At 39.4% G+C, this 23,371-nt stretch carries 17 protein-coding genes; 10 read left to right on the top strand and 7 right to left on the bottom strand.

Annotated features, from left to right (window positions below):
- Nucleotides 1-29: 29 nt before the first annotated feature.
- Nucleotides 30-2,252, bottom strand: coding sequence for a RelA/SpoT family protein (locus tag OC529_RS00315; protein WP_262081238.1), 2,223 nt, complete (start codon nucleotides 2,250-2,252; stop codon nucleotides 30-32).
- A gap of 279 nt (nucleotides 2,253-2,531) precedes the next feature.
- Here OC529_RS00315 and OC529_RS00320 point away from each other — a divergent pair, with 279 nt between their 5' ends.
- The 3 genes from OC529_RS00320 (at nucleotide 2,532) to OC529_RS00330 (ending at nucleotide 3,912) form a co-directional block, all read left to right on the top strand.
- Complete coding sequence (locus OC529_RS00320) at nucleotides 2,532-2,846, top strand: hypothetical protein (RefSeq protein WP_016397434.1); 315 nt, start codon at nucleotides 2,532-2,534, stop codon at nucleotides 2,844-2,846.
- A gap of 86 nt (nucleotides 2,847-2,932) precedes the next feature.
- On the top strand, nucleotides 2,933-3,157 hold the full coding sequence (locus tag OC529_RS00325; RefSeq protein WP_316043895.1) for a hypothetical protein: 225 nt from the start codon (nucleotides 2,933-2,935) through the stop codon (nucleotides 3,155-3,157).
- A 125-nt stretch (nucleotides 3,158-3,282) separates the two neighbouring features.
- Nucleotides 3,283-3,912 (top strand): MBL fold metallo-hydrolase, encoded by a 630-nt coding sequence (locus OC529_RS00330; protein WP_173219873.1) that lies wholly within the window; start codon nucleotides 3,283-3,285, stop codon nucleotides 3,910-3,912.
- 127 nt (nucleotides 3,913-4,039) lie between these two features.
- On the opposite strand, the gene pepO is transcribed toward OC529_RS00330, so the two are convergent.
- The gene (gene pepO, locus OC529_RS00335; protein ID WP_262081240.1) at nucleotides 4,040-5,932 is read right to left on the bottom strand and encodes an endopeptidase PepO; all 1,893 of its coding nucleotides are present in this window, start codon (nucleotides 5,930-5,932) and stop codon (nucleotides 4,040-4,042) included.
- Nucleotides 5,933-6,302: 370 nt separating this feature from the next.
- Here pepO and OC529_RS00340 point away from each other — a divergent pair, with 370 nt between their 5' ends.
- From OC529_RS00340 to tpx, 6 genes are all read left to right on the top strand, one after another.
- Complete coding sequence (locus OC529_RS00340) at nucleotides 6,303-7,418, top strand: HesA/MoeB/ThiF family protein (RefSeq protein WP_112443925.1); 1,116 nt, start codon at nucleotides 6,303-6,305, stop codon at nucleotides 7,416-7,418.
- Nucleotides 7,411-8,604, top strand: a complete 1,194-nt coding sequence (locus OC529_RS00345; protein ID WP_262081241.1) for an MFS transporter — start codon at nucleotides 7,411-7,413, stop codon at nucleotides 8,602-8,604. Before OC529_RS00340 ends, OC529_RS00345 begins: the two co-directional genes overlap by 8 nt.
- Before the next feature lie 459 nt (nucleotides 8,605-9,063).
- Complete coding sequence (locus tag OC529_RS00350; RefSeq protein WP_261060145.1) at nucleotides 9,064-9,786, top strand: metal ABC transporter ATP-binding protein; 723 nt, start codon at nucleotides 9,064-9,066, stop codon at nucleotides 9,784-9,786.
- Nucleotides 9,783-10,631 (top strand): metal ABC transporter permease, encoded by an 849-nt coding sequence (locus OC529_RS00355; protein ID WP_000559786.1) that lies wholly within the window; start codon nucleotides 9,783-9,785, stop codon nucleotides 10,629-10,631. Before OC529_RS00350 ends, OC529_RS00355 begins: the two co-directional genes overlap by 4 nt.
- A 31-nt stretch (nucleotides 10,632-10,662) precedes the next feature.
- Nucleotides 10,663-11,592, top strand: coding sequence for a metal ABC transporter substrate-binding lipoprotein/adhesin PsaA (psaA, locus tag OC529_RS00360; protein WP_050207836.1), 930 nt, complete (start codon nucleotides 10,663-10,665; stop codon nucleotides 11,590-11,592).
- A 210-nt stretch (nucleotides 11,593-11,802) separates the two neighbouring features.
- A complete protein-coding gene (gene tpx, locus OC529_RS00365) occupies nucleotides 11,803-12,294 on the top strand; it encodes a thiol peroxidase (protein ID WP_000256026.1) in 492 nt (163 codons plus the stop codon).
- A gap of 209 nt (nucleotides 12,295-12,503) precedes the next feature.
- On the opposite strand, the gene OC529_RS00370 is transcribed toward tpx, so the two are convergent.
- From OC529_RS00370 to OC529_RS00390, 5 genes are all read right to left on the bottom strand, one after another.
- Entirely contained in the window at nucleotides 12,504-15,212 is a 2,709-nt protein-coding gene (locus tag OC529_RS00370) for an FtsX-like permease family protein (protein WP_262081242.1), read from the bottom strand.
- 1 nt (nucleotide 15,213) lies between these two features.
- Nucleotides 15,214-15,915 (bottom strand): ABC transporter ATP-binding protein, encoded by a 702-nt coding sequence (locus OC529_RS00375; RefSeq protein WP_262081243.1) that lies wholly within the window; start codon nucleotides 15,913-15,915, stop codon nucleotides 15,214-15,216.
- Nucleotides 15,916-16,045: 130 nt separating this feature from the next.
- A complete protein-coding gene (locus tag OC529_RS00380; protein ID WP_262081244.1) occupies nucleotides 16,046-18,457 on the bottom strand; it encodes a glycoside hydrolase family 95 protein in 2,412 nt (803 codons plus the stop codon).
- Nucleotides 18,458-18,535: 78 nt separating this feature from the next.
- Entirely contained in the window at nucleotides 18,536-19,762 is a 1,227-nt protein-coding gene (locus OC529_RS00385; protein WP_262081245.1) for a glycosyltransferase family 2 protein, read from the bottom strand.
- 1,245 nt (nucleotides 19,763-21,007) lie between these two features.
- A complete protein-coding gene (locus OC529_RS00390; protein ID WP_000240129.1) occupies nucleotides 21,008-21,700 on the bottom strand; it encodes a phosphoglycerate mutase in 693 nt (230 codons plus the stop codon).
- Between the two features lie 228 nt (nucleotides 21,701-21,928).
- Between OC529_RS00390 and OC529_RS00395 the strand changes: the two genes are divergently transcribed.
- Nucleotides 21,929-23,095, top strand: a complete 1,167-nt coding sequence (locus tag OC529_RS00395; RefSeq protein WP_262081246.1) for an IS30 family transposase — start codon at nucleotides 21,929-21,931, stop codon at nucleotides 23,093-23,095.
- Nucleotides 23,096-23,371 lie beyond the last annotated feature (276 nt).

Here is a 23,371-nt window from a genome sequence, read left to right on the forward strand (position 1 = left end):
AATAGCCTTTCTAGTAAGAGCTAGGGCAATTAACCGTTAGTTCGTTTGACAGAGTAAACTTCTGGCACACTCTTAATCTTGTCCACGACCGTGGTCAATGTAGAGAGGTTGGCAATACCGAAGGACACATGGATATTAGCAAACTTCATATCCTTGGTTGGTTGGGCGTTGACTGTTGAGATATTCTTAGTTGTGTTTGAAAGAACTTGCAGTACATCGTTCAACAGTCCTGTACGGTTGAGACCGTAGATATCGATATGGGCCATATACTCCTTATTTGAGCTAGAGTACTGGTCTTCCCACTCCACATCAAGGAGACGTTGCTCGTAGTTTTCTTGGGCACGCAGGTTCATACAGTCCACACGGTGAATAGCTACACCACGCCCCTTGGTGATATAGCCGACAATATCGTCACCAGGCACTGGATTACAACACTTGGCAATCCGCACCAGGAGACCTGAGGCACCTTCAATGACCACTCCACCCTCATGCTTAACCTTGAGGGTTTCTTTGTTCTCAACCTTGATCTCGCCACCTTTGACAAGTTCTTCTGCTTCCGCCTTAGCCTTGGCACGTTCTTCTTCACGGCGTTCCTTTTCAGTCAGACGGTTAAAGACGGTAATAGCACCGATTTCTCCAAAACCGATGGCCGCAAAGAGGGATTCTTCTGTCTTGTAGCTAGTCTTTTGTAGAACTTGGTCCATGTGGCGCTTGTCCATGAATTTATTGGCCACATAGCCATTTTCTTGGAACTGAGCCATCAGCATTTCACGACCCTTGTTGACAGACAATTCCTTATCTTGATTTTTAAAGAACTGACGAATCTTGTTACGAGCCTTGCTGGTCTTGACCATATTGAGCCAATCACGGCTCGGTCCAAAGGAGTTAGGGTTGGTGACAATTTCAACCTGATCCCCTGTCTTGAGCTTGGTTGTCAGTGGAACCATACGGCCATTGACCTTGGCACCAGTTGCTTTTTCCCCGACTTTTGTATGGATTTCGTAGGCAAAGTCAATCGGTCCTGAATCTTTTGGAAGGGAACGGACAGCTCCATCTGGGGTAAAGACGTAAATCTCCTCAGCCAAATAGTTTTCCTTGACAGAGTCCACAAATTCCTTGGCATCATCAGCCTGGTCTTGAAGCTCCATCATCTCCTTGATCCAGTTCATCCCAATAGCCGATTCCTTGCTGTTAACCTGTCCCTTAACACCTTTCTTATAAGCCCAGTGAGCCGCAACCCCGTACTCAGCCACCTCGTGCATGGCTTTAGTTCGAATCTGGAACTCAATCGGTCCTTTTGGCCCATAGACAGTCGTATGGATAGACTGGTAACCATTGGCCTTGCGGTTAGCGATATAGTCTTTGAAACGACCAGGCATGGGTTTCCAAAGTTCATGCACGTAACCAAGCATGGCATACACATCACTTTGGGTATCCAAAATACAACGAATGGCAATCAGGTCATAGATTTCCTCAAACCGTTTTCTCTTATCCTGCATTTTGCGGAAAATAGAGTAAATATGCTTGGGACGACCATAAATCTTCCCTTTTAGGTGACGATCTGTCGTATATTCCTCTAATTTTGTAACTACCTCATCCACCAAGGCTTCACGCTCTCTGCGCTTTTCCTTCATCATATGGGTAATCTTGTAAAACTCTGTCGGATTGAAATAACGGAAAGATAGGTCTTCCAATTCCCATTTGACGCTAGAAATCCCCAAACGGTGGGCAAGTGGGGCATAAATTTCCATGGTTTCTTTGGAAATACGCTCTTGCTTGTCTTTTCTAAGGTGTTTTAGCGTCCGCATATTGTGCAAGCGGTCAGACAGTTTGACCAAGATAACACGGATGTCCTCAGACATGGCCATGAGCATCTTACGATGATTTTCCGCTAATTGCTCCTCGATTGATTTGTACTCGACCTTACCAAGCTTGGTAACCCCATCTACGATTACCCGCACATCAGGACCAAACTCTCTTTCCAAATCGTCCAAGGTCGCATCTGTATCCTCCACCACATCGTGCAAGAAACCACAAGCTACCGTTACAGCATCTAGCTTGAGTTTGGCTAAAATACCTGCCACTTGGATAGGGTGAATGATATAAGGCTCGCCTGATTTGCGATACTGACCACTGTGGCAATCCACCGCATAGACCAAGGCCTTATGGACAAAATGGACATCCTCTTCTGTTAAATATTCTTTGGTTAAAGCGACAACTTCTTCGCCTGTTAAATTCACTTCTTTTGGCATCTCTACTCTCCAATTCTTCCTACCATTTTATCACTTTTTTAAGAATATGAAAACTAGATTGGAACAGAATAGGAAAAAAATATTTCAGAATTGCTTGACAATTCTGAAATATTTTTTTATAATACATTGTACAGTTAGATTTTCTATTTAGGTGATAGAAGGAGAGATAGAAGAACGGAAACCATATTGTAACCTAAATATAATTTAACTCCCTATCCTTATCACCTTTTCATTCAAGTCAATATAGTTGAATGACGTCGTTTTACAAAGGAGTATTCTATGAAAAAAACTGTACTAACACTATTAGGAGCTACTGCTCTATCTATTACCGTTCCAATCACTGCTGCTGAAACTAGTACAACAAATAACTTTGAAGGTCCTCGTTATGAGCGTATATATTCTCATCGTTATAGTAAAACAGTAACAAAATACTATAACGATGATGGTTACATCCCACCAACTATCTACTATTCAGAATATAATGATAGTTTCCATTCAACCTTCAAAGGAACACTTGAAATAGACAGTGTACGAAGATCAAACGGTGGGACTCGTGTCACATACACTGGTACCTTGACTGGATTTTGGAATTAAAAATCCTCAAGATGCTTTCTTTTATCCTTTAGTTTATAAGGAGAACGCCTATGAAAAAAACTGCTATTTCTATCTTTTCTCTCCTAGTGTTAGGAGTTTGCTGCCTGTTCCTATTCAGCCAGCAAGGCTATAAAAAAACAGTCGTTCAATACTATGCTAACGACCAGAACCTGCCCAATAGAATAACTTATAGTGAATATAGTGACAAACGAGAAGCCAACTACGGTGGCACTCTAAACATCACATCTATCAAACAAGCTAATGACGGAGTTTATGCAACCTATGAAGGGCAATTGACACCTCTCCAATAGTGATAAATTGATAACCAGCCTGTCTTCATCTAGTCATGCTGGTTTTTAAGTTCATCCTAAATCCTTACCTATTCTCCCTAACTGTGCTATACTTATTTAGTACATTCTTTGAGATTGGAGCTAATATGAAAATCCATAAAACCGTCAATCCTGTTGCCTATGAAAACACCTATTACCTGGAAGGCGAAAATCACCTTATCGTAGTAGATCCTGGTAGTCATTGGGAAGCCATTCGTCAGACAATCGAGAACCTCAACAAACCGATCTGCGCTATTCTCCTGACCCACGCCCATTATGACCATATCATGAGTCTGGACTTGGTTCGCGAGACTTTTGGCAATCCTCCTGTCTATATCGCAGAGAGCGAAGCCAGCTGGCTCTATACTCCTGTCGACAATCTCTCTGGACTTCCCCGCCACGATGATATGGCAGATGTGGTCGCAAAACCGGCTGAACGCACCTTTGTCTTTCACGAAGAATACCAACTGGAGGAATTTCGTTTCACTGTCTTGCCAACACCAGGTCACTCCATCGGCGGTGTTTCTATCGTCTTTCCTAATGCTCACCTAGTCTTGACAGGTGATGCTCTTTTCCGTGAAACAATCGGACGGACCGACCTTCCAACTGGTAGCATGGAACAACTCCTCCATAGTATCCAGACTCAACTCTTCACCCTACCAAACTACGATGTCTATCCAGGACATGGTCCAGCTACGACCATCGCCCATGAAAAGACCTTCAATCCCTTTTTCTAGTAAGATGGTGACAATGACTATCGCATTTTAAGTACATTATCCAGCAGTCTTTCCACTATAAAAGGCATCCTATCAAGGTTTTCACACCTGATTGGATGCCTTTTTTCTGATGACTAAATTTTTTGCCTTACCAAATAATCACGCGCGCTTCTGGTGAACGCCACATACCGTCTCCTTCTTTGACATCATAGGTTGTAAAGAAATCATCGAAGTTTGGTACTTGTACATTGACACGGAGTTTGGCTGGCGCGTGCACATCGACGCTAGCCAAAAGTTTCATAAATTCTGGACGACCTTTCATACGCCAGATGCGACCGAAGTTGTAGAAGAATTCTTCTGCTGAGAAGTCTGGTTCTCTCTTAGCTGCTTCAAGCGCTGCAGCGATTCCTCCCAAGTCAGCCACGTTTTCTGATACAGTCAATTTACCGTTGATGGTTGCTCCATAAGAATCTTGTCCATCAAATTGGTCAATGACTTTTTGTGTTTTCTCCTTGAAGGCAGCATAGTCACTCTCTGTCCACCAATCCTTGAGGCTACCATTTTCATCGAAGGAAGCTCCGTTGGTATCAAAGGCGTGAGAAATTTCATGGGCAATAACTGCACCAATCCCACCGTAATTAGCAGAAGATGACTGATGCAAGTCATAGAAAGGTGCCTGTAAAATAGCTGCTGGGAAGACAATTAAGTTCTTCTGTGGATTGTAATAAGCATTGACCATATGAGCAGGCATGCCCCATTCCTTGTAGTCAACAGGTTGGTTCCACTTGCTCCAACTGTGCTTGATTTCCACACGCGCAAAGGCTAGAGCATTGTCAAAAAGACTAGCAGTCTCATCCACTACCTTGTCTTTGTAGCGTGCTGGCATTTCTTCTGGGTAACCGATATAAGGCTTGATGACATTGAGTTTGACGATGGCCTTGTCACGAGTTTCAGGAGTCAGCCAGTCATTCTTAGCCAAGCGTTCCTTATAGACATCAATCATAGTTGCCACTTTTTTCTCCACATCCGCCTTAGCTTCTGGGGAGAATTTTTCATGGGCATACCAGAGACCCAAGGCTTGTTTGAATGGGCCTTGTGCTAGCTGGTAGGCTGCCTTGATCTTGTCTTTGGCTTCTGGAACTCCTGAAAGCGCACGGCTGTAAGCACCTGACAAGACACGGATTTCTTCTGTTAAATAGCTGGTTGAAAGATTCACAACACTTAAAATTAAGGTTGCCTTGAGGAGAGGCCAAGCTTCTTCACTATAGAATTGATCTGCTGCTTGCCAAAAACGTTCCTCGTCTACGATAACCTTATCTGGTACTTGTCCAAGAACAGCTTGGAAGAAGTCTTCCAGGGGTAAGGCGGGCGCAAATTTCTTGAAATCTTCATAAGAATATGGATGGTAGAGTTTAGCATATTCTGAACTTTCTTCATTAGAAAGCACCACTGCTGCAACGCGACGGTCCAATTCTAGTCTTTTCTCTAGCAAGTCTTCAATTTCTGCATCAGAGAAATCATAAGCCTTGAGAAGATTTGCGCTAGTTTCTTTCCAAAGAGTCAAGAGCTCTTCTCGCTGAGGATGGTCTTCTGCATAGTAGGTCGTATCTGGCAGGATCGTGCTTGGAGCGCTAGCCCATAAAACGTTGATTCTGGCATCCATAAAGTCTGGCGATACACCAAAAGGAAGGAAGTTCGGTTTTCCTGCAAGCTCAAACTCTGCTAGTTTAGCCGTGAAATCTGCAAAAGTCTCTAATGCTTGGAATTCTTTAAGGAGTGGTAAGACAGGTGTGATACCGTCAGCTTCTCTCTTGTCAAAATCACGAACTAGGCGGTGGTATTTGACAAAGTTTGCCAAGATAGCATCCTCAGGCACCTCTTCTCCTGCCAACCACTTGTCTGTTGTCGCCAGCATCAGATCTTCAATTTCCTGGTCTAAATCAACAAAACCTCCCGTTTGAGACTTATCTGCTGGGATTTCAGCTGTCTGTTGCCATTCTCCATTGATTGCATCATAAAAATCATCTTGATAACGTGTCATCGTGTTCTCCCTTTCATTTGTACTTGTTTTTAGCTTAACAAAAATTAACTGGGAATGCAATTAAAAATGAACTTTCTCTTGCCATCATTTTTCAGTTATTATTTTAATTTTTTAAAAATTCACAAAAAAATTAATTGTCTGAAAAATGAATTGACAAAAAATATATAAAATGATAAAATTTTATCTATCTCGTAGCTTTGCTACTTGAAATTTAAATATTAGGAGGTAGATTTTATGCTTAAGCAAAAACGTGTTCATTCTGCAAGTATTGCAGGAATCGCAGTAGAAGGATAGTAATACTTTCTTCACCGAGGCTGGTAACTAGACTTTCTCTAGTTACCTTTTCTTTTAATTGATATAAGGAGATATAATGGATCTACTAAAAGCTCGTCCAAAACTAAAAAAGGCTTACCCAGTAGTATATAAAGACGGATCGGTCTATATAGGTGGGTTTGGAGAAATTACAGAATATGAAGACCCTAGCGGAGCTATTGAATACATGCTCAAAAAAATGGATGGAATTAATACCGTCGAAAAAATCATAAGAGAAGTTTCAGAAACCTACAGTGAACTATCACCATCTGATGTAATGGAAGCTATTGATGAAATCAGTAAAGAACGATTTATCGAGGATTTAAATCTTACTGGTTCTAAAATATTATCCAAGTATGAATTAGAACGTTATCACAGAAACATCAACTTTTTTTCATCTTACGCAACTTTAAGTGAAAATAAATATATTTCTCAAAAAAAATTAATTGATTCAAAAATTGGAATTATTGGATTAGGCGGATTAGGCTCTCACATTATATATGACTTAGCTGGCTTAGGTATAGGAGAAATAAAAGCTGTTGAGTTTGATGTCGTTGATATATCTAATTTAAATAGACAAATTTTATATAACTTTGATGATATAGGAAAAAGTAAAGCAAGTATAGCAAAACAACGCATCTATGAATTTAATCCTCAAATAAAATTTACTGTTGAGGAAAAGAAAATCAATTCATCTGAAGATGTTGTTGAATCATTCCGTGGATTTGATTGCTTAATACTAGTTGCGGATAGACCTAAAGTCAAACTAGCAAGATGGGTAAATGAAGCTATAGTAAAGCTGAATATTCCTTTATTTTGTGCAGGTTTAGAAGCACAACGAGCCTTGCAATATACTATTATTCCCAAAATATCTGGATGCATTGATTGTTGGAGAAATACTATCCAAAAAGAACACCCTATTTCTCACCTAATCCTTGAAGAAAGAACTCGTTTAAACTTAGTTGGTGACAATACTGCCATAGCTCCTCTAGTATCTGTAGCAACTGGTATCATTTGTTCAGAAGTTACAAAATATATCACTGGTATCGGTGAATTAACTACTGTAGGCCAATTAAAATCCATAGATATGAATACAATGACTACAAAAATAGCCGAGCATTGGCATATAGATCCCAATTGTATAACCTGTCGTGGAGGTAATATTATTGAATAGAAATTACAAAATATTGTGGCTAACATTTCTTGTATCCAACTTTGGTGATTGGCTAAGAAAATTAGCTCTACCTTTGCTAGTATTTGAGAAAACAGGATCTCCATTTCATATGGCTACTCTATACGGTATTTCATTTTTACCATGGATTTTATTTTCTCTAGTAGGAGGTATATTAGCAGATAAATTCAAAAAAGTATATATCATCTCAATATGTCATTTAATCTCATTAGTCATTCTAAGTTTGCTAATAATATCTTTTAAAAATGATAATATACTCTTACTCTTAATTTATATTTTAACCTTCCTGCTCTCTTCTACAGAGCCATTAGTCCACCCAGCATTTCAAAGCTTGTTACCACAGATTGTGACAGACAATCAGCTATCAAAAGCCAATTCAGGAATCCAACTTATTGACAATACATTAAATCTTATTGGTCCTATGATTAGTGGATCTGTTCTATTACTTATTAATCCAGCTAAAGTTTTATGGGTCAATGCTCTTACCTTTTTAATTGCCAGCGTATTAATTCTCTTCATAAAAACTCCAGAAAATACACTAGTAAATATCTCTAAAAAAGAGAGTCTTTCTAAAACAATATCTATTGGTTTGCACTATGTAAAAAATGATAAAATCATCCTAAGTGGAGCTATTCTTTTTTTTGGAACAAACTTTGCCATTCATATATTTCAGGCCAACTTAGTTTACTATATTACAGATGTTCTAGGCTATACCTCCTTTCACTATGGATTAATACTCTCAATAGCTGGTGTAGGAGCTATATTAGGTGCTATTCTTGCCCCTGAATTAATTAAAAAGTTTAGATATGGAAAAATCCTCTCCATCAGTACAATGCTAGCTGGTCTATCTACTATGTTGCTATCAATTAACACAAACTATATATATATGGGAGTATTCTTAGGTTTGAGTAATATGTTTGGCAATATCAATGCCATTACATATTTTACGTTACGACAAAAAGTTGTCAAAAAAGAAATGTTGGGACGTGTTGTTAGTATTACTAGAATGATCTCATTTGCTTCTATCCCCTTAGGAGCATACCTTGGAGGAATACTTGTTTCACATAACTTAACTATCATAAGTATTCTAATATTAGCAGGTACTATAAGATTTCTTGCAGGGGGATTTAGTTACTTTAGTCCATTAACCAAAAGTAAAAACTATTGATGTTTAAAGTGTGATATACTTATTCAAAATAATTCATCAAAGAATCGCTCATACTCAATAAAAATCAAAGAGTAAACTAAGGGCTTATCCATAGATAGATTAAAATACTTTTTGAAGTACAGATACTAAATCTAATTAAAGAATCTTTAAAATCATAAAAACGCATAATATCAGTGTGTAAACCTTGAGATTATGCGTTTTATTAGACCTCCTACTAAATATATATCAAAATAAACTAAAAACAGGATAAATTGATTAGGAAATTCAAACCAATTTCTAACAATGTTTTAAAAAACTCGGTGGACTATTCCAGATTCAATCCACTATATATTGATTTCCTTGCGTAATGTGTAAAGATTTTGGTAAAGATTTTTCAGTTATTATTTTAATTTTTTTAAAAATTAACTTGACTTAATTTTTTTTTTAATGTATATTAAGATACAGGAGGAATATAAGTTTATGATACATATCGAAAACCTCAGTGTCTCCTACAAAGAAACGTTGGCACTTAAGGATATTTCACTAGTGCTCCAGGGACCAACAATTACCGGTATCATTGGTCCAAACGGTGCTGGGAAATCAACATTATTAAAAGGGATGCTGGGAATTATCCCACATCAAGGTCAGGCATTTCTCGATGACAAGGAAGTTAAAAAATCCTTACATCGAATCGCCTATGTCGAACAAAAAATCAATATCGACTACAACTTTCCCATCAAGGTCAAGGAATGCGTCTCGTTAGGACTCTTTCCCTCTATCCCTCTCTTTCGAAGTTTAAATGCTAAACATTGGAAGAAAGTGCAAGAGGCCCTTGAAATTGTCGGTCTAGCTGACTACGCTGAACGTCAAATCAGTCAACTGTCTGGAGGTCAGTTCCAGCGGGTCTTGATTGCCAGATGTTTGGTGCAGGAAGCTGACTATATCCTCTTGGATGAACCCTTTGTTGGGATTGACTCTGTCAGTGAGGAAATCATCATGAATACGCTGAGAGATTTGAAAAAAGCTGGGAAGACGGTTCTCATCGTCCACCACGACCTCAGCAAGGTTCCCCACTACTTCGATCAAGTCTTGCTTGTCAATCGAGAAGTGATTGCCTTTGGTCCAACCAAAGAAACCTTTACCGAAGCCAATCTTAAAGAAGCTTACGGTAATCGACTCTTTTTCAGTGGAGGTGACCTATGATTGCAGAATTTATCGATGGATTGCAAAAATTCCATTTCTTACAAAATGCCTTGATAACAGCTATTGTCGTCGGGGTCGTAGCTGGAGCTGTAGGATGTTTCATCATCCTACGCGGGATGTCACTCATGGGAGATGCCATTTCACATGCTGTCTTACCAGGTGTAGCCCTCTCCTTCATCTTGGGCCTTGACTTCTTTATCGGAGCCATTGTCTTTGGATTGCTAGCTGCTATCATCATTACCTACATCAAGGGGAACTCGATTATCAAAAGCGATACCGCCATCGGCATTACCTTTTCTTCTTTCTTAGCCCTCGGTATCATCTTGATTAGTGTCGCTAAAAGTTCAACTGACCTTTTCCATATCCTTTTTGGTAATATCCTAGCCGTCCAAGATACGGATATGTTTATTACTATGGGTGTTGGTGCAGCCATTCTCTTGTTAATCTGGATTTTCTTCAAGCAACTCTTGATAACTTCCTTTGATGAACTCTTGGCTAAAGCCATGGGAATGCCTGTCAATTTCTATCACTACCTTCTCATGGTACTCTTGACTCTCGTGTCTGTGACAGCCATGCAAAGTGTCGGAACTATCCTGATTGTAGCCATGCTGATTACCCCAGCTGCAACTGCTTATCTGTATGCTAATAGCCTGAAAAGCATGATTTTCCTTTCCTCAACCTTTGGAGCGACAGCTTCAGTTTTGGGGCTCTTTATCGGCTATAGCTTTAACGTTGCGGCAGGTTCTAGTATCGTGCTTACAGCCGCTAGTTTCTTTCTCATTAGCTTCTTTATCGCTCCAAAACAACGATATTTGAAACTAAAAAATAAACATTTGTTAAAATAAGGGGTAAAACCCCAATAAATTGGAGGATCTAATGAAAAAATTAGGTACATTACTCGTTCTCTTTCTTTCTGTTATTGCTCTTGTAGCATGTGCTAGCGGAAAAAAAGATACAGCTTCTGGTCAAAAACTAAAAGTTGTTGCTACAAACTCAATCATCGCTGATATTACTAAAAATATTGCTGGTGATAAAATTGATCTTCATAGTATCGTTCCGATTGGGCAAGACCCACACGAATACGAACCACTTCCTGAAGATGTTAAGAAAACTTCTGAGGCAGACCTCATTTTCTATAACGGTATCAACCTTGAAACAGGTGGCAATGCTTGGTTTACAAAATTGGTAGAAAATGCTAAGAAAACTGAAAACAAAGACTACTTTGCAGTCAGCGAAGGGGTTGAAGTTATCTACCTTGAAGGAAAAAATGAAAAAGGTAAAGAAGACCCACACGCTTGGCTCAACCTTGAAAATGGGATTATCTTTGCTAAAAATATCGCTAAACAATTGAGCGCCAAAGACCCTAACAACAAGGAATTCTATGAAAAAAATCTCAAAGAATATACTGATAAGTTAGACAAACTTGATAAAGAAAGTAAGGATAAATTTAATAACATCCCTGCTGAAAAGAAACTCATTGTAACCAGCGAAGGAGCATTCAAATACTTCTCTAAAGCCTATGGTGTCCCAAGTGCTTACATTTGGGAAATCAATACTGAAGAAGAAGGAACACCTGAACAAATCAAGACCTTGGTTGAAAAACTTCGCCAAACAAAAGTTCCATCACTCTTTGTAGAATCTAGTGTGGATGACCGTCCAATGAAAACTGTTTCTCAAGACACAAACATCCCAATCTACGCACAAATCTTTACTGACTCTATCGCAGAAGAAGGTAAAGAAGGCGACAGCTACTACAGCATGATGAAATACAACCTTGATAAAATTGCTGAAGGATTGGCAAAATAATACTCTTCAAAAATCTCTTCAAAACACTGTTTTGAGCAACCTGTGGCTAGCTTCCTAGTTTGCTCTTTGATTTTCATTGAGTATAAACCTCTGAAAAACGTCATTCTCACATGAACTGGCGTTTTTTTTCTATGTCCATATTTCCGATCAAATCATTGGATAATTTCGACCGTTTCAGCTAAAATGGAAGAAAAAAGATTGGAGTATCTTATGGTAACTTTTCTCGGAAATCCTGTGAGCTTTACAGGTAAACAACTACAAGTCGGCGACAAGGCACTTGATTTTTCACTCACTACAACAGACCTTTCTAAAAAATCTCTGGCTGATTTTGATGGCAAGAAAAAAGTCTTGAGTGTCGTGCCTTCTATCGATACAGGCATCTGCTCAACTCAAACGCGTCGTTTTAATGAAGAACTGGCTGGTCTGGATAATACAGTTGTCTTGACTGTTTCAATGGACCTGCCTTTTGCCCAAAAACGTTGGTGCGGTGCTGAAGGTATTGAAAATGCTATCATGCTCTCAGACTATTTCGACCATTCCTTTGGACGTGATTATGCCCTCTTAATCAATGAGTGGCACCTATTGGCACGCGCAGTCTTTGTCCTCGATACTGACAATACTATTCGCTACGTTGAATATGTGGACAATATCAATTCTGAGCCAAACTTCGAAGCCGCAATTGCAGCTGCTAAAGCCCTATAGAAAAAATCCTCTGTCACAAAGAGTTCCCTACTATTTGAAACGGAGGATTTTTGTTTACGAGTAAATATCAATTCAATCAGCTAAAAACAACTACCTTACTCTACGAAAATCTCTTCAAACCACGTCAGCTTTATCTGCAACCTCAAAGCGCGGTGCTTTGAGCAACCTACGGCTTGCTTCCTAGTTTGCTCTTTGATTTTCATTGAGTATTACTCTACAGATTTCAAGGCTTCAAGCATATCAACCTTTCTCAGATGATAATTGACAAAGAAACCAAGCAAGGTCAAAATGATACTTACTGCTGCCACTGGGATTACATAGACTTCCCAACCTACCTGCGGATAAAAGAGAATAGTCGCAGGCGAAATCATTTGAATCAAAAATTGGTGTAAATAGAAACCAGATACCAAACCAAGTACGATTCCCACAAGGGACAGCACAATCGTCTCACGGTAAATGTAGAGAGTGACTTCATTGTTATGAAAACCGAGAACCTTGATAGTGGAGAGTTCACGGATTCTCTCAGCTACGTTGATATTGGTCAAATTGTAGAGGATAACAATAGCCAACAGAACCGATACGATGACCAATATGGTCATGGTCTGATTGAGTGAACTTGCGACCGAGTCAAAGAGTCGAATGGCTGAAGCATTCTGGACAACGCTGGACACCGCAGATTGATTCATAAGCAAGCCTGCCTGCCTTTCGATACTAGTAGCACTGGTATCCCTTAACGAGACCAGATAAGTGTTGGCTTGGGGTAGCTGTCCGTAAATTTGCTCATAACTAGCCTGACTCATATAAATAAAGTGACCAACGTAGTTCTCAGTAATAGCAGCAACCTTTAGCTCCTTACCTTCAATTTCTAAAGTCTGCCCAACCTTAACACCTGCCAGCTGGGCTAGTTTAGCTGTGATGACAACTCCATCTTTTAATGTCAACTCTTGCTGATGATGTTGCAGATGAATAAAGGGAGTCAAATCTTCCTTCTCTGTCATCATAAGGGTAATTGTTTGAAGACCTGCCTTACCTTTGAAATCCTTGTCTAGCGTCTTAGAATAAATTTTCTGGTAGTCTTGAATATCCTGCCCTTTCAACACTTCTTCTAGCTCTTTCTTGTCCTGATTGGTCGCACTAGGATTTTCAGAAACAATCATCTGATACTGTTGGATTTGTTGAAACTGTCTGGACGGAACTCCTGCCACAGAGGATTGGATTCCCAAACCTGCAAAGAGAAGGGCTACAGAACCTGCCACACCAAAGATCGTCATCAACATCCGCTGCTTATAACGGAAGATATTGCGGGCTGTTACCTTATGAGTAAAACTGAGACGGCGCCAGATAAAACCGATGCGCTCCAGTAAGATTTTAGCTCCTTTAACAGGAGGTTTAGGCAGTAAAAGCTGGGCTGCTTCGTCATGAAGTTCCCTCCGAGCTACCAAGTAGGCTGGTAACACACTCGCCAACCAACTTAAGACAAGAGCCAGTAAGCTATAGGTCCAATAGAACTGAATCTGGGTTTCTCCCACCACCATGCCTTTTGTAATGACACTTGAAATCACACTGGCTAGTAAATAATGGCCAAGTATACTACCTAGAGCTGTTCCGACAGTCCCAGCTACTAGGCCGTAGAGGAGAAACTTGGCGATAATATCCTTGCTACGATAGCCCAAGGCCTTAAAAATCCCTGCATGTGTTCGCTCTTCATCCACAAAGCGAGTCATGGTCGTAAAGGTCACCATGGCTGCTACGGCATAAAGCACCACAGGAAAGATATTGCCCACTGCTCGAATACTGGATGAAGCATTGCTATACATGAGATAGCCCTGACCACCTGGCATGGTCTGACGATTATAGACCTGATACCTTGGCTCCACCAAATCATCCAAGACTTGCTGATGTTTTTCTAATTTTTCCTTTTCTTGGTCTAGATTTTGTTCAGCCTGCTTTAGCCTATCCTCTTCCTTGCTCAATTCCTGCTTGGCTTGGGTAAGTTGAGCACTGGCCTGCTCTCTCTGGGCTTGAGGAAGCAAGGCTAGTTGACTTTCTTGAGCCTGTATACGAGCTTGAGTAGCTGCTAAACGACGCTTGCCTTCCTGCAAATTAGTCTCAGCCTTGTCAAGGGTCTCTTGCCCCTTATCGAGAGACTCTTGCCCTTCTTTTTTCAACACTTGCAGACGTGCCTTGCCATTATCTGACAAAGCTTGTTCAAGGTCTTCCTGATGTTGCTTGGATTTCTCTTCATAAGCTTCTGAAAAAACATTTAAACCTGCCAAATCTTGATATTTCAAACGAGCTATATTGTAAACTTTCTGATCAAACTGACTAGGTAAAATCACTCCATAGGCTGTCAGAGTCCCACTTCCACTTGCTGCGTAGCCCATATCTCGCTGGGAGAGGATTTCAGCTGAATCCACAAAACCAGTAATGGTATATGTATGATTTTTTAAAGAGGAATGACCACCTTCTTTTTCTTTAAAGCTAATCTCCTGTCCCACACGATATTGACCTTGCAAATGACTTGCCAAGGCGATTTCCTTATCTGACTGCGGAAGTCGTCCCTTTCTTAGCTGAAAGGTTGAAATTCGATCTGGTTTGGAGTACAGCCGAATGGCATCCTGCCCATTATCCATAGTCACATCTGTCAAATAGCCAAACTCAACCTCTGCGCCCTGCGTCTGTTTTAGTTCTTCTTGATCTTCTTGATCCAAACCATAATTAGACATAACTGCCAAATCCAAGGTTTGAGCAGCTCTTAAATAAGCATTAGCTGTCGCCTCCATGTTGGGGCTAGTCACTTTGAGGCCTACTAGGGCTAAAGAACCCAACATCATCAAGGTCAAGATGGATAAAAAACGCCCCTTGGAGCCTGTGAAGGACTGAATTAAGTCCTTCCAATAGGTTTTTCGCTTGATCATGCTAGTACTCCAAACTATCGATATCCTGAGGATGCTGGTTGATCACCACATCCTTGACACTGGCATCGTGCATATGAATCACGCGATCAGCAATGGGAGCCAAAGCTCCATTGTGAGTCACGATAATCACCGTCGCTCCCTTTTGACGAGACATATCTTGGAGGATTTTCAAAACCTGCTTGCCCGTCTGATAATCCAAGGCGCCTGTCGGTTCGTCACAAAGGAGAATTTTAGGATTTTTGGCTACCGCGCGTGCAATGGAGACTCGCTGTTGCTCCCCTCCAGAAAGCTGGGCTGGAAAGTTATTGAGACGATGAGCCAGACCTACATCTGTCAAGACCTGTTCAGGATTCAAGGCATCTGTCACGATTTCTGAAGCCAACTCCACATTTTCCTTAGCAGTCAGATTGGACACTAGATTGTAGAACTGAAAAATAAAACCGACATCATTGCGGCGGTAATTGGTTCTCTGGTGGGAACTATAGCCTGCAATATTGGCACCATCAATCCAGATTTCCCCTTCATCATTGGTATCCATGCCTCCAAGAAGGTTAAGAACCGTTGACTTGCCTGCACCAGATGCACCTAGAATAATAACCAATTCACCCTTTTCAATCTCAAAATTCACATCACGATTGGCCACAATCTCCGTGTCCCCAACCTGATACCGCTTGTAACAGTGTTTCATCTCAATATAAGCCATCAGACCCACCCTCTCTCAAACAAATTACTTCATATTACCATTATAACGCTTTTTCAACTAGTTGGAAACTGCTTACATTCTCAAATCCTTATTAAAAGGCAGTCTCAAACTACTGCCTTCTATCACCTTCTTAAAAATAAAATTGAACCAGATCACCTTCTGCTGTCGCTACTGAAATACAATCTTTCTCTATGCATTTCGCTTTTATTTTTTCTTGATTCACTTCAATCACACTCTTCTCAATATCTGGATAAGAAACTCGCAAATCTCCTCCACTCCTTGATAAAATGGTCAACTGTAAAAGTTTTTTATCCTCCCACCTCATGCTCACTTCAAAATGTCCACGTGCCACTAAGCCTGAAACATAACCTGTTGACCATGCATCGGGAAGGGCAGCTAGAGGTACCAGATAAGCTGCATGAGACTGGAGTAACATTTCTGCCATGCCACTAGTAGCACCAAAATTACCATCTATCTGAAAAGGAGGGTGGCTACACCAAAGATTTGGCAAGGTGGATGACTTTAACTGCTCTGCTAATAATTTATGGGCTCGATTGCCATCTCCTAGACGCGCCCAAAGATTGATCTTATTGGCCTTAGACCAGCCTGTACCCCCATCTCCACGATCACTGAGGCTAGCACGCGCCGCTTCAAGATACTCTTGTCCCTTATAGCTAAAGAGAGTTCCAGGATAGAGTCCCACCAGATGGGAAGCGTGCCGATGCTGGGCCTCCACTTTCTCATTTTGAAAATGCTGCTCTTCCTCCTCATACCACTCCCTGATTCGACCAGATTGAGTGATTTGAAGAGGATTAAGCAAGTCAAACTTCTCCTTGACCTCAGTCAACAAAGTCTCATCCAGTCCCAATTCCTGAGCAGCCTGAATAAAATCATGAAATAACTGCCAAATCAGAGATTGGTCATAGGTATTGCCAATCGAAATCGGCCCATGTTCTGGCGAATAAGATGGAGAAGAGACCCAACGCTGCGCCTGCTGATCCTTATGTAAAAAGGCATTCCAAAAACGAACCGTTTCCCTCAACATGGGATAAATTTTCTCCCTGAGATAGTCTTGGTCCCTGTAAAATGTATAGGCCTCATAAACAGTTTGCATCATCCACGCATTGGCAGCTGGTGACCAACCCCAATAGTAATCCCAACCAGGTGCCGTCCAGCCAAAAGGAGTCGCTTGGGTATGGACTAACCAACCATTCTCTTCCCCTTTCTGAGAAACGATTCCTGCATACCTTGCAGCTGCTAGGCGACCATAGACACGCAAATCATCGATATAGTTGATGACTGGAAAAGCCGTCTCTAGGAGATTGGTAACATAGGCTGGCCAATAATTCATCTGCAGGTTGATATTCAGGTGATAGTCCGAATTCCAAGGAGGATTATCGACCGCATTCCAGACTCCTTGCAGGTTAGCTGGTAGCGAATCTGGGCAATCTCTAGAAGAACTAATCAATAAATACCGCCCATACTGGAAGAACAGTTCCTCCAAAGCCTGCCCTTCTTGTGGCTTATAATTTCTTAGCAACACATCTGTAGTAGAGGCGTCAACCTCAGCTTTCAAATCCAATTGAACACGCTGGAATAAGGCTTGGTAGTCCTCAATATGCCTTGATTTCAATCGAGTATAGCCCTTTTCTTTAGCTGTGTCCACCAAGTCCTTTACTTGCTGCTCTAAATCTAGTTTCTTGCGATAATTGCTAGCAGGATTTTGAGCAAAATCCGTCTTAGCCGCCAAGAAGAGATTAGCATAACTAGCCCCTGATATCTGAACCTTATCCGACCAGACTCTAATATCACCATCAGTTTGCCAAGCTAGACAGCCAGCAAACTGCAGATTATTATCCTTAACTCTTCCCTTCATCAAGATATGAGAATCAGTAATATCCAACTTACACTCCTTGTAATCAGATTTTTCCTGCTCATACTTTCCATCAGAAGCCAAATCACAGGTCAAAGATAGTTCTATAGTAAAATCTAGAGTTTCCAACCCTTCCTTAGTAAAATGTTGAACCAATAGATCATCTGGAAAACTCGCAAAGGCTTCACGTTCAAATCGCGTTCCCTTATAGGCATAAGAAGTCGTCTCAAGTGCCTTACTAATATTCAGCTGTCTCTGATAGTCCGTCACCTGAGACAAAGTTGTGCCTTGCTGGCTGAACTCAATGAAAATATCTCCAAAGGACAGATAGGTCCCATATTGACTCGTTTGGGGCCCAACTAGGTTCTGTTCAGCCAGTTCCTTAGCTCGATTGTAATCTCTCTTTTCCAAAGCCTGCCGAATCTCAGCTAAAAAGTTATGCTGATCTTGAAGATTTCCACCCTGATAATCTGAACTATCAGGAAGTGGACCTCCAGACCAGAGACTTTTTTCATTAAATTGAATCCGTTCAGCACCTATAAGCCCAAATACTTTAGCCCCTAAAGAACCATTGCCTATCGGTAAGGCCTCTTCTTCCCAACCCTTATATGTTCTTGAAGCTGGTTGCTTGTAGGCCAATACATAATCTTGTTTTTTATTCCTTATCATACTACCATACTAACATAAAAAGCCTAGAAATCAATCCTAGACTTACAATCCTATTAAAATAATTGCTCAGGGATAGCTTTATTTTTTTAACCTATAATTACTATATAACGTTAGTACAGGAGAAAATAAGCTTGGAATAACGATCAATATGACCGGCAAAATATTTCCCGATGTCAAAAAGGATATCATCATCAAAATACACGCAAAAATTATTTCTTTATAATTAAATTTCAGAGCTTCTAACACTGTAATTTTTCGTGTATCTTTTGGTGTCACTAAGAAAACTGCTTTCTTTCCAAATATAGATTTAAATGAGGAAACCAAACTAACATAAAACATAGAACCAAATAGCATAAATGAGGTAAAAAGATAGAATATAAGTTGAAAAATATTTATTTTTCTACTATAAAAAATAATATCATTAGACATTGGAGCCAATAAAAAGATAAAGGTTGGAATTAAAAGCCATGCTGGGTACTCTAATTTATAATGTAGTAATGGAAATAAAATTAGATTCATAACGATATAAAAAGCAAAAACTGCCGTTAGAGGTAAATTATATGTAAATAATATAATATCTAACTTCTCCTGCCATTTTAGTTTAGATTTTAAAATAATTGGAGTATATCTTTTAATAAATTCCATATTTCCTTGCGTCCATTTAGAATGCCGTTTTTTAAAGGCTAAATAGTCTACCGGATATTCTTCCTGACAAACAATATCGTCAGCAAATCCTACATGGTAATCTCCTTTAATTCTGGATTCAATACTGAAACACAAATCTTCAGCGACAACATGTGGAAATCCTCCAGCTGCTTGGTAACAGTCTTTACTAATCATAGCACCATGACCTAATAGTGATAAAAAACCATAGCGATGCTTCACATTTTGATACACTGGCCAATGAGAATCTACTCCAATCGCTAAGGTATCCATAAAAAGATTTCTGTTCCTAGACGCAACGTGAGTCGCTTGTAGAATTCCTAAATTTCTATTCTTCTCGAAATAAGCCAATGATTTTTTTATAAAATTTGAAGGAATAATCTCATCGCTGTCTAATAAAACAAAGTAATCATAATCATTTTTATTTTTTAAATAATTATTGATATTACCAGCCTTAAAGCCATTTCGATCATCTCTTCTGATAACAGAAACATTGTATTTTTTAGCAAACTCATCTACCTGCTGTTTATAAACCTCTGATTTGGAGTCATCTAATATAACTGTTTCAAAATTTACGTAATCTTGTTGCATTGATTCTGCTAAACACTCTGGAACAAAATCATTAGCGGTACAATATAGCAAGATTACTTTTTTATCTTCAGAAATTGAACTACTTTTTTTAAAATTATTTCCATATATATATATACTTATTGAGATAAAATGTCGAGACGTATATAATATCCTTTAGACCATTTAACCAAAAATAGCTAATAAATAAGGCATTCAATACAACTAATACCAATACCAAAGGCCTCAATACTCCTTGATACTCACTGGCGTCTCTAACGGTGTGAATAAATGCTGGCATCACAAGCAATAGCAATGCCAACCATGTCAGTAACAATGTAATATACATTGTAGATTTGGTCCTAATTTTCCTCATATTCTATCCTTCTTTTCAGCTTACACTTTACAACAATCATTATATCAAACCTTTGAATTTTTATCAACTCTCTTAGAAAATATAGCCTAGGTAGATTCATTCAATCCAACATCGTTGCTTCCATTTTCAAAAACAATCGTTTATAATGGCATATACTTAATTGATATAGTCTGAACCAGAACAATATCGATGGCTTATACTTCTGCAAAGCACATCAGTTCTATATATAAGCTCAAAGAACATCTTTGAGTAATTTGTAGCTAGTTGGCTTTTTGATTTTCATTGAGTATCATAGTCAATTTAATTTAGTATAATATACTGCAGTCCCTAAAATATTATTAGAAATTGGTTTGAATTTCCTAATCAATTTGGTCAGTTTTTATCTCATTCCTCTATACTATAATAGACTGAATTTAAAGCAGTACAACTTGTATTCTAAATTATTGTTATAAATTGATTTGAATTCAAATACTAAATCGTTTAGTTCTTATTTCATTTTTTATATTTAATATCAAGGTAAGTAGAAAAAGTAGGAGGCTGGGACAAAAAGATTTTGATTTTGTAGTAGATTGAAATAAAATGTGAACAAATCTGTTAAGAAAGTCAATTTAATTTCTAGCAATGTTTTAGAAGTCGTAGTGTACTATTTCAATTTCAATCTACTATAAATTTTTAAAATCGATAGATTAGACAGAAAAGCGAACAAGACAGAATTCTGAATGTCAGATAACTCGTTTTGTTCGCTTTTTATATTTAAGGTTAGACTTTTGTCCCAGCCTCATACTCACAGTATATATTTTTTTAACTACAAATACACTAGTAGAAACTAATTAAAATCCTACCCATCTCACAACTTGATACTTCCAAGGTGGTTCTTAGTCAGAATCAAATTGTTTATTTCTAAACAATCTGATTCTGCAACAATTCTTTTAAAAAAGAAAAGCTTATTTTCCAAGGTAGTATTCAGAAACAACGTTCAATTTTTCGTCGAATTCGAATACCAATGGTGGGAAGTTAGGGATTTCCACGTCCATGATTTCGTCATCTGACAAACCTTTGATGTGTTTTACAAGGGCACGGATTGAGTTACCGTGAGCTCCTACGAATACGTTTTTACCATCTTTAAGAGCTGGAGCGATTTTATCTTCCCAGAATGGAAGGGCACGTTCCAAAGTCACTTTCAAATTTTCAGCATCTGGGATTACTGAGTCGTCAAGTGAAGCATAACGACGGTCTGTGTGAGCTGAGTGCTCATCATCACGATCCATGTTTGGAGGCAATACATCGTATGAACGACGCCAGATGTGAACTTGCTCATCACCAAACTGTTCAGCAGCTTCAGCTTTGTTTTTACCAGTCAAACCACCGTAGTGACGTTCGTTCAAACGCCATGATTTTTCAACTGGAACCCACAATTGGTCAGAAGCTTCAAGAGCCAAGTTAGTTGTCTTAATCGCACGTTTCAATACCGAAGTGTAAGCTTGGTCAAATTCGATACCAGCTTCTTTGATCAATTTACCAGCGTCAATCGCTTGTTGTGTACCTTTTTCAGACAAATCAACATCAGCCCAACCAGTGAAAAGGTTAGCTTTGTTCCATTCAGACTCACCGTGGCGAGCAAAAACCAATTTTACCATTAGATGGATTCTCCTTTAAATTTTCCGAGGTTTCCCCTCGTTTATCTATTCTATTTTACACAATTTTTCACAAAAAAGCTAGTCAAAACCAAAAAGGAAAGAGTTTCACACATGAAGCTAACTTCTCAAAGTAACTTCCACTTGCCTGACCAAAGTGGAAATTAGTCTAAAACGGATTTTTATGGTGGAATTAAGTATGAGACGTTTGAGTTAGAAACGAGGTCTACTATGACAAAACATAAACACCTTACCCTTTCAGACCGTAATGATATCCAATTAGGTTTAGAGCGCAGTGAAACCTTCAAAGCTATTGGACAATCCATTCTAAAAGACCCGACTACTGTTTCTAAAGAAGTCAAACGAAACAGACAAATCCGAGAGTCTACATGCCATAACCTTCCTTGCCCTCTACTCGACAAATCTCCCTTTGTCTGTAACGGCTGCCCTAAAAGAAGACAGAATTGTGGCTATAAGAAGATCTTCTACCTCGCTAAGCAAGCTCAAAAACAATACGAACAAACTCTTGTCGAAGCTCGTGAAGGAACTCCTCTTAATTCTCAGACTTTCTGGGACATAGATAAAGTCATTTCTGATGGGGTTAAAAAGGGACAACACATCTATCATATTCTGAAAACTCATAACCTCGATGTTAGCTCCTCAACTGTCTATCGACACATCCGAAAAGGGTACCTGTCTATCGCTCCTATTGACCTAGCCAGAGCCGTTAAATTTAAAGAAAGAAGAAAAAGTAAGCTACCTTCCATTCCTAAAGAAGCCCAAAAAGGCCGCTCCTATGAGGATTTCCAAAATTATTTATCCCTTAACCAACTAGACTCTTGGTTGGAAATGGACACCGTTATGGGCAGGATAGGATGTAAAGTCCTACTCACCTTTAATCTATCTTTCTGTAACTTTATCTTCGCTAGGCTTCTGGGGAATAAAACTGCCCTTGAGGTTACCAAACACCTCTATGCCATCAAGAACACTCTTCATGAAGCGGATAAAAATTTCTTCCAACTCTTCCCTGTCATCCTGACAGATAATGGTGGAGAGTTTGCCAGGGTTGATGACATCGAAATGGATGTGCGAGGAGAGAGTAAACTCTTCTTTTGTGACCCTAATCGCTCTGACCAGAAAGGGAGAATTGAGAAAAATCACACGCTGATTCGCGACATTCTACCTAAAGGAACTTCTTTTGACAATTTAACTCAAGAGGACATCAATCTCGTCTGCTCTCATGTCAACAGCGTCAAACGTGCTGCTTTGAATGGAAAGTCAGCTTATGAACTCTTTGCCTTTACTTATGGAGAAGAAATTCCTAAGCTTCTCGGCATTTCTAAAATACCTGCAGAAGACGTCTGTCAGTCTTCTAAATTACTCCAACATAAGTTCTAAAAACTAACCTAAAACCCTATTCAAACGTCTCACACTAACTTCCACCATAGCGGAACTTAATCTGAAACGCTTTCAGATAAGAGGATTTTGTGCGCTCTTTTTTTCGATTCATTTTGGCTACAAAAGCAATAAAATCAAGCATTAGTAAAACCAGTGGAACTTACCCTGACATGGATTTCCACTGGTTTTTACAATTTTTATCAGATTAACTTCCACTTCTACTAGCGGTGGAACTTAGTTTGGGAATTTACCTTTCACACATGAAGAAACGAAACC

Source organism: Streptococcus sp. Marseille-Q5855 (assembly GCF_946901985.1).
GTDB lineage: Bacteria > Bacillota > Bacilli > Lactobacillales > Streptococcaceae > Streptococcus.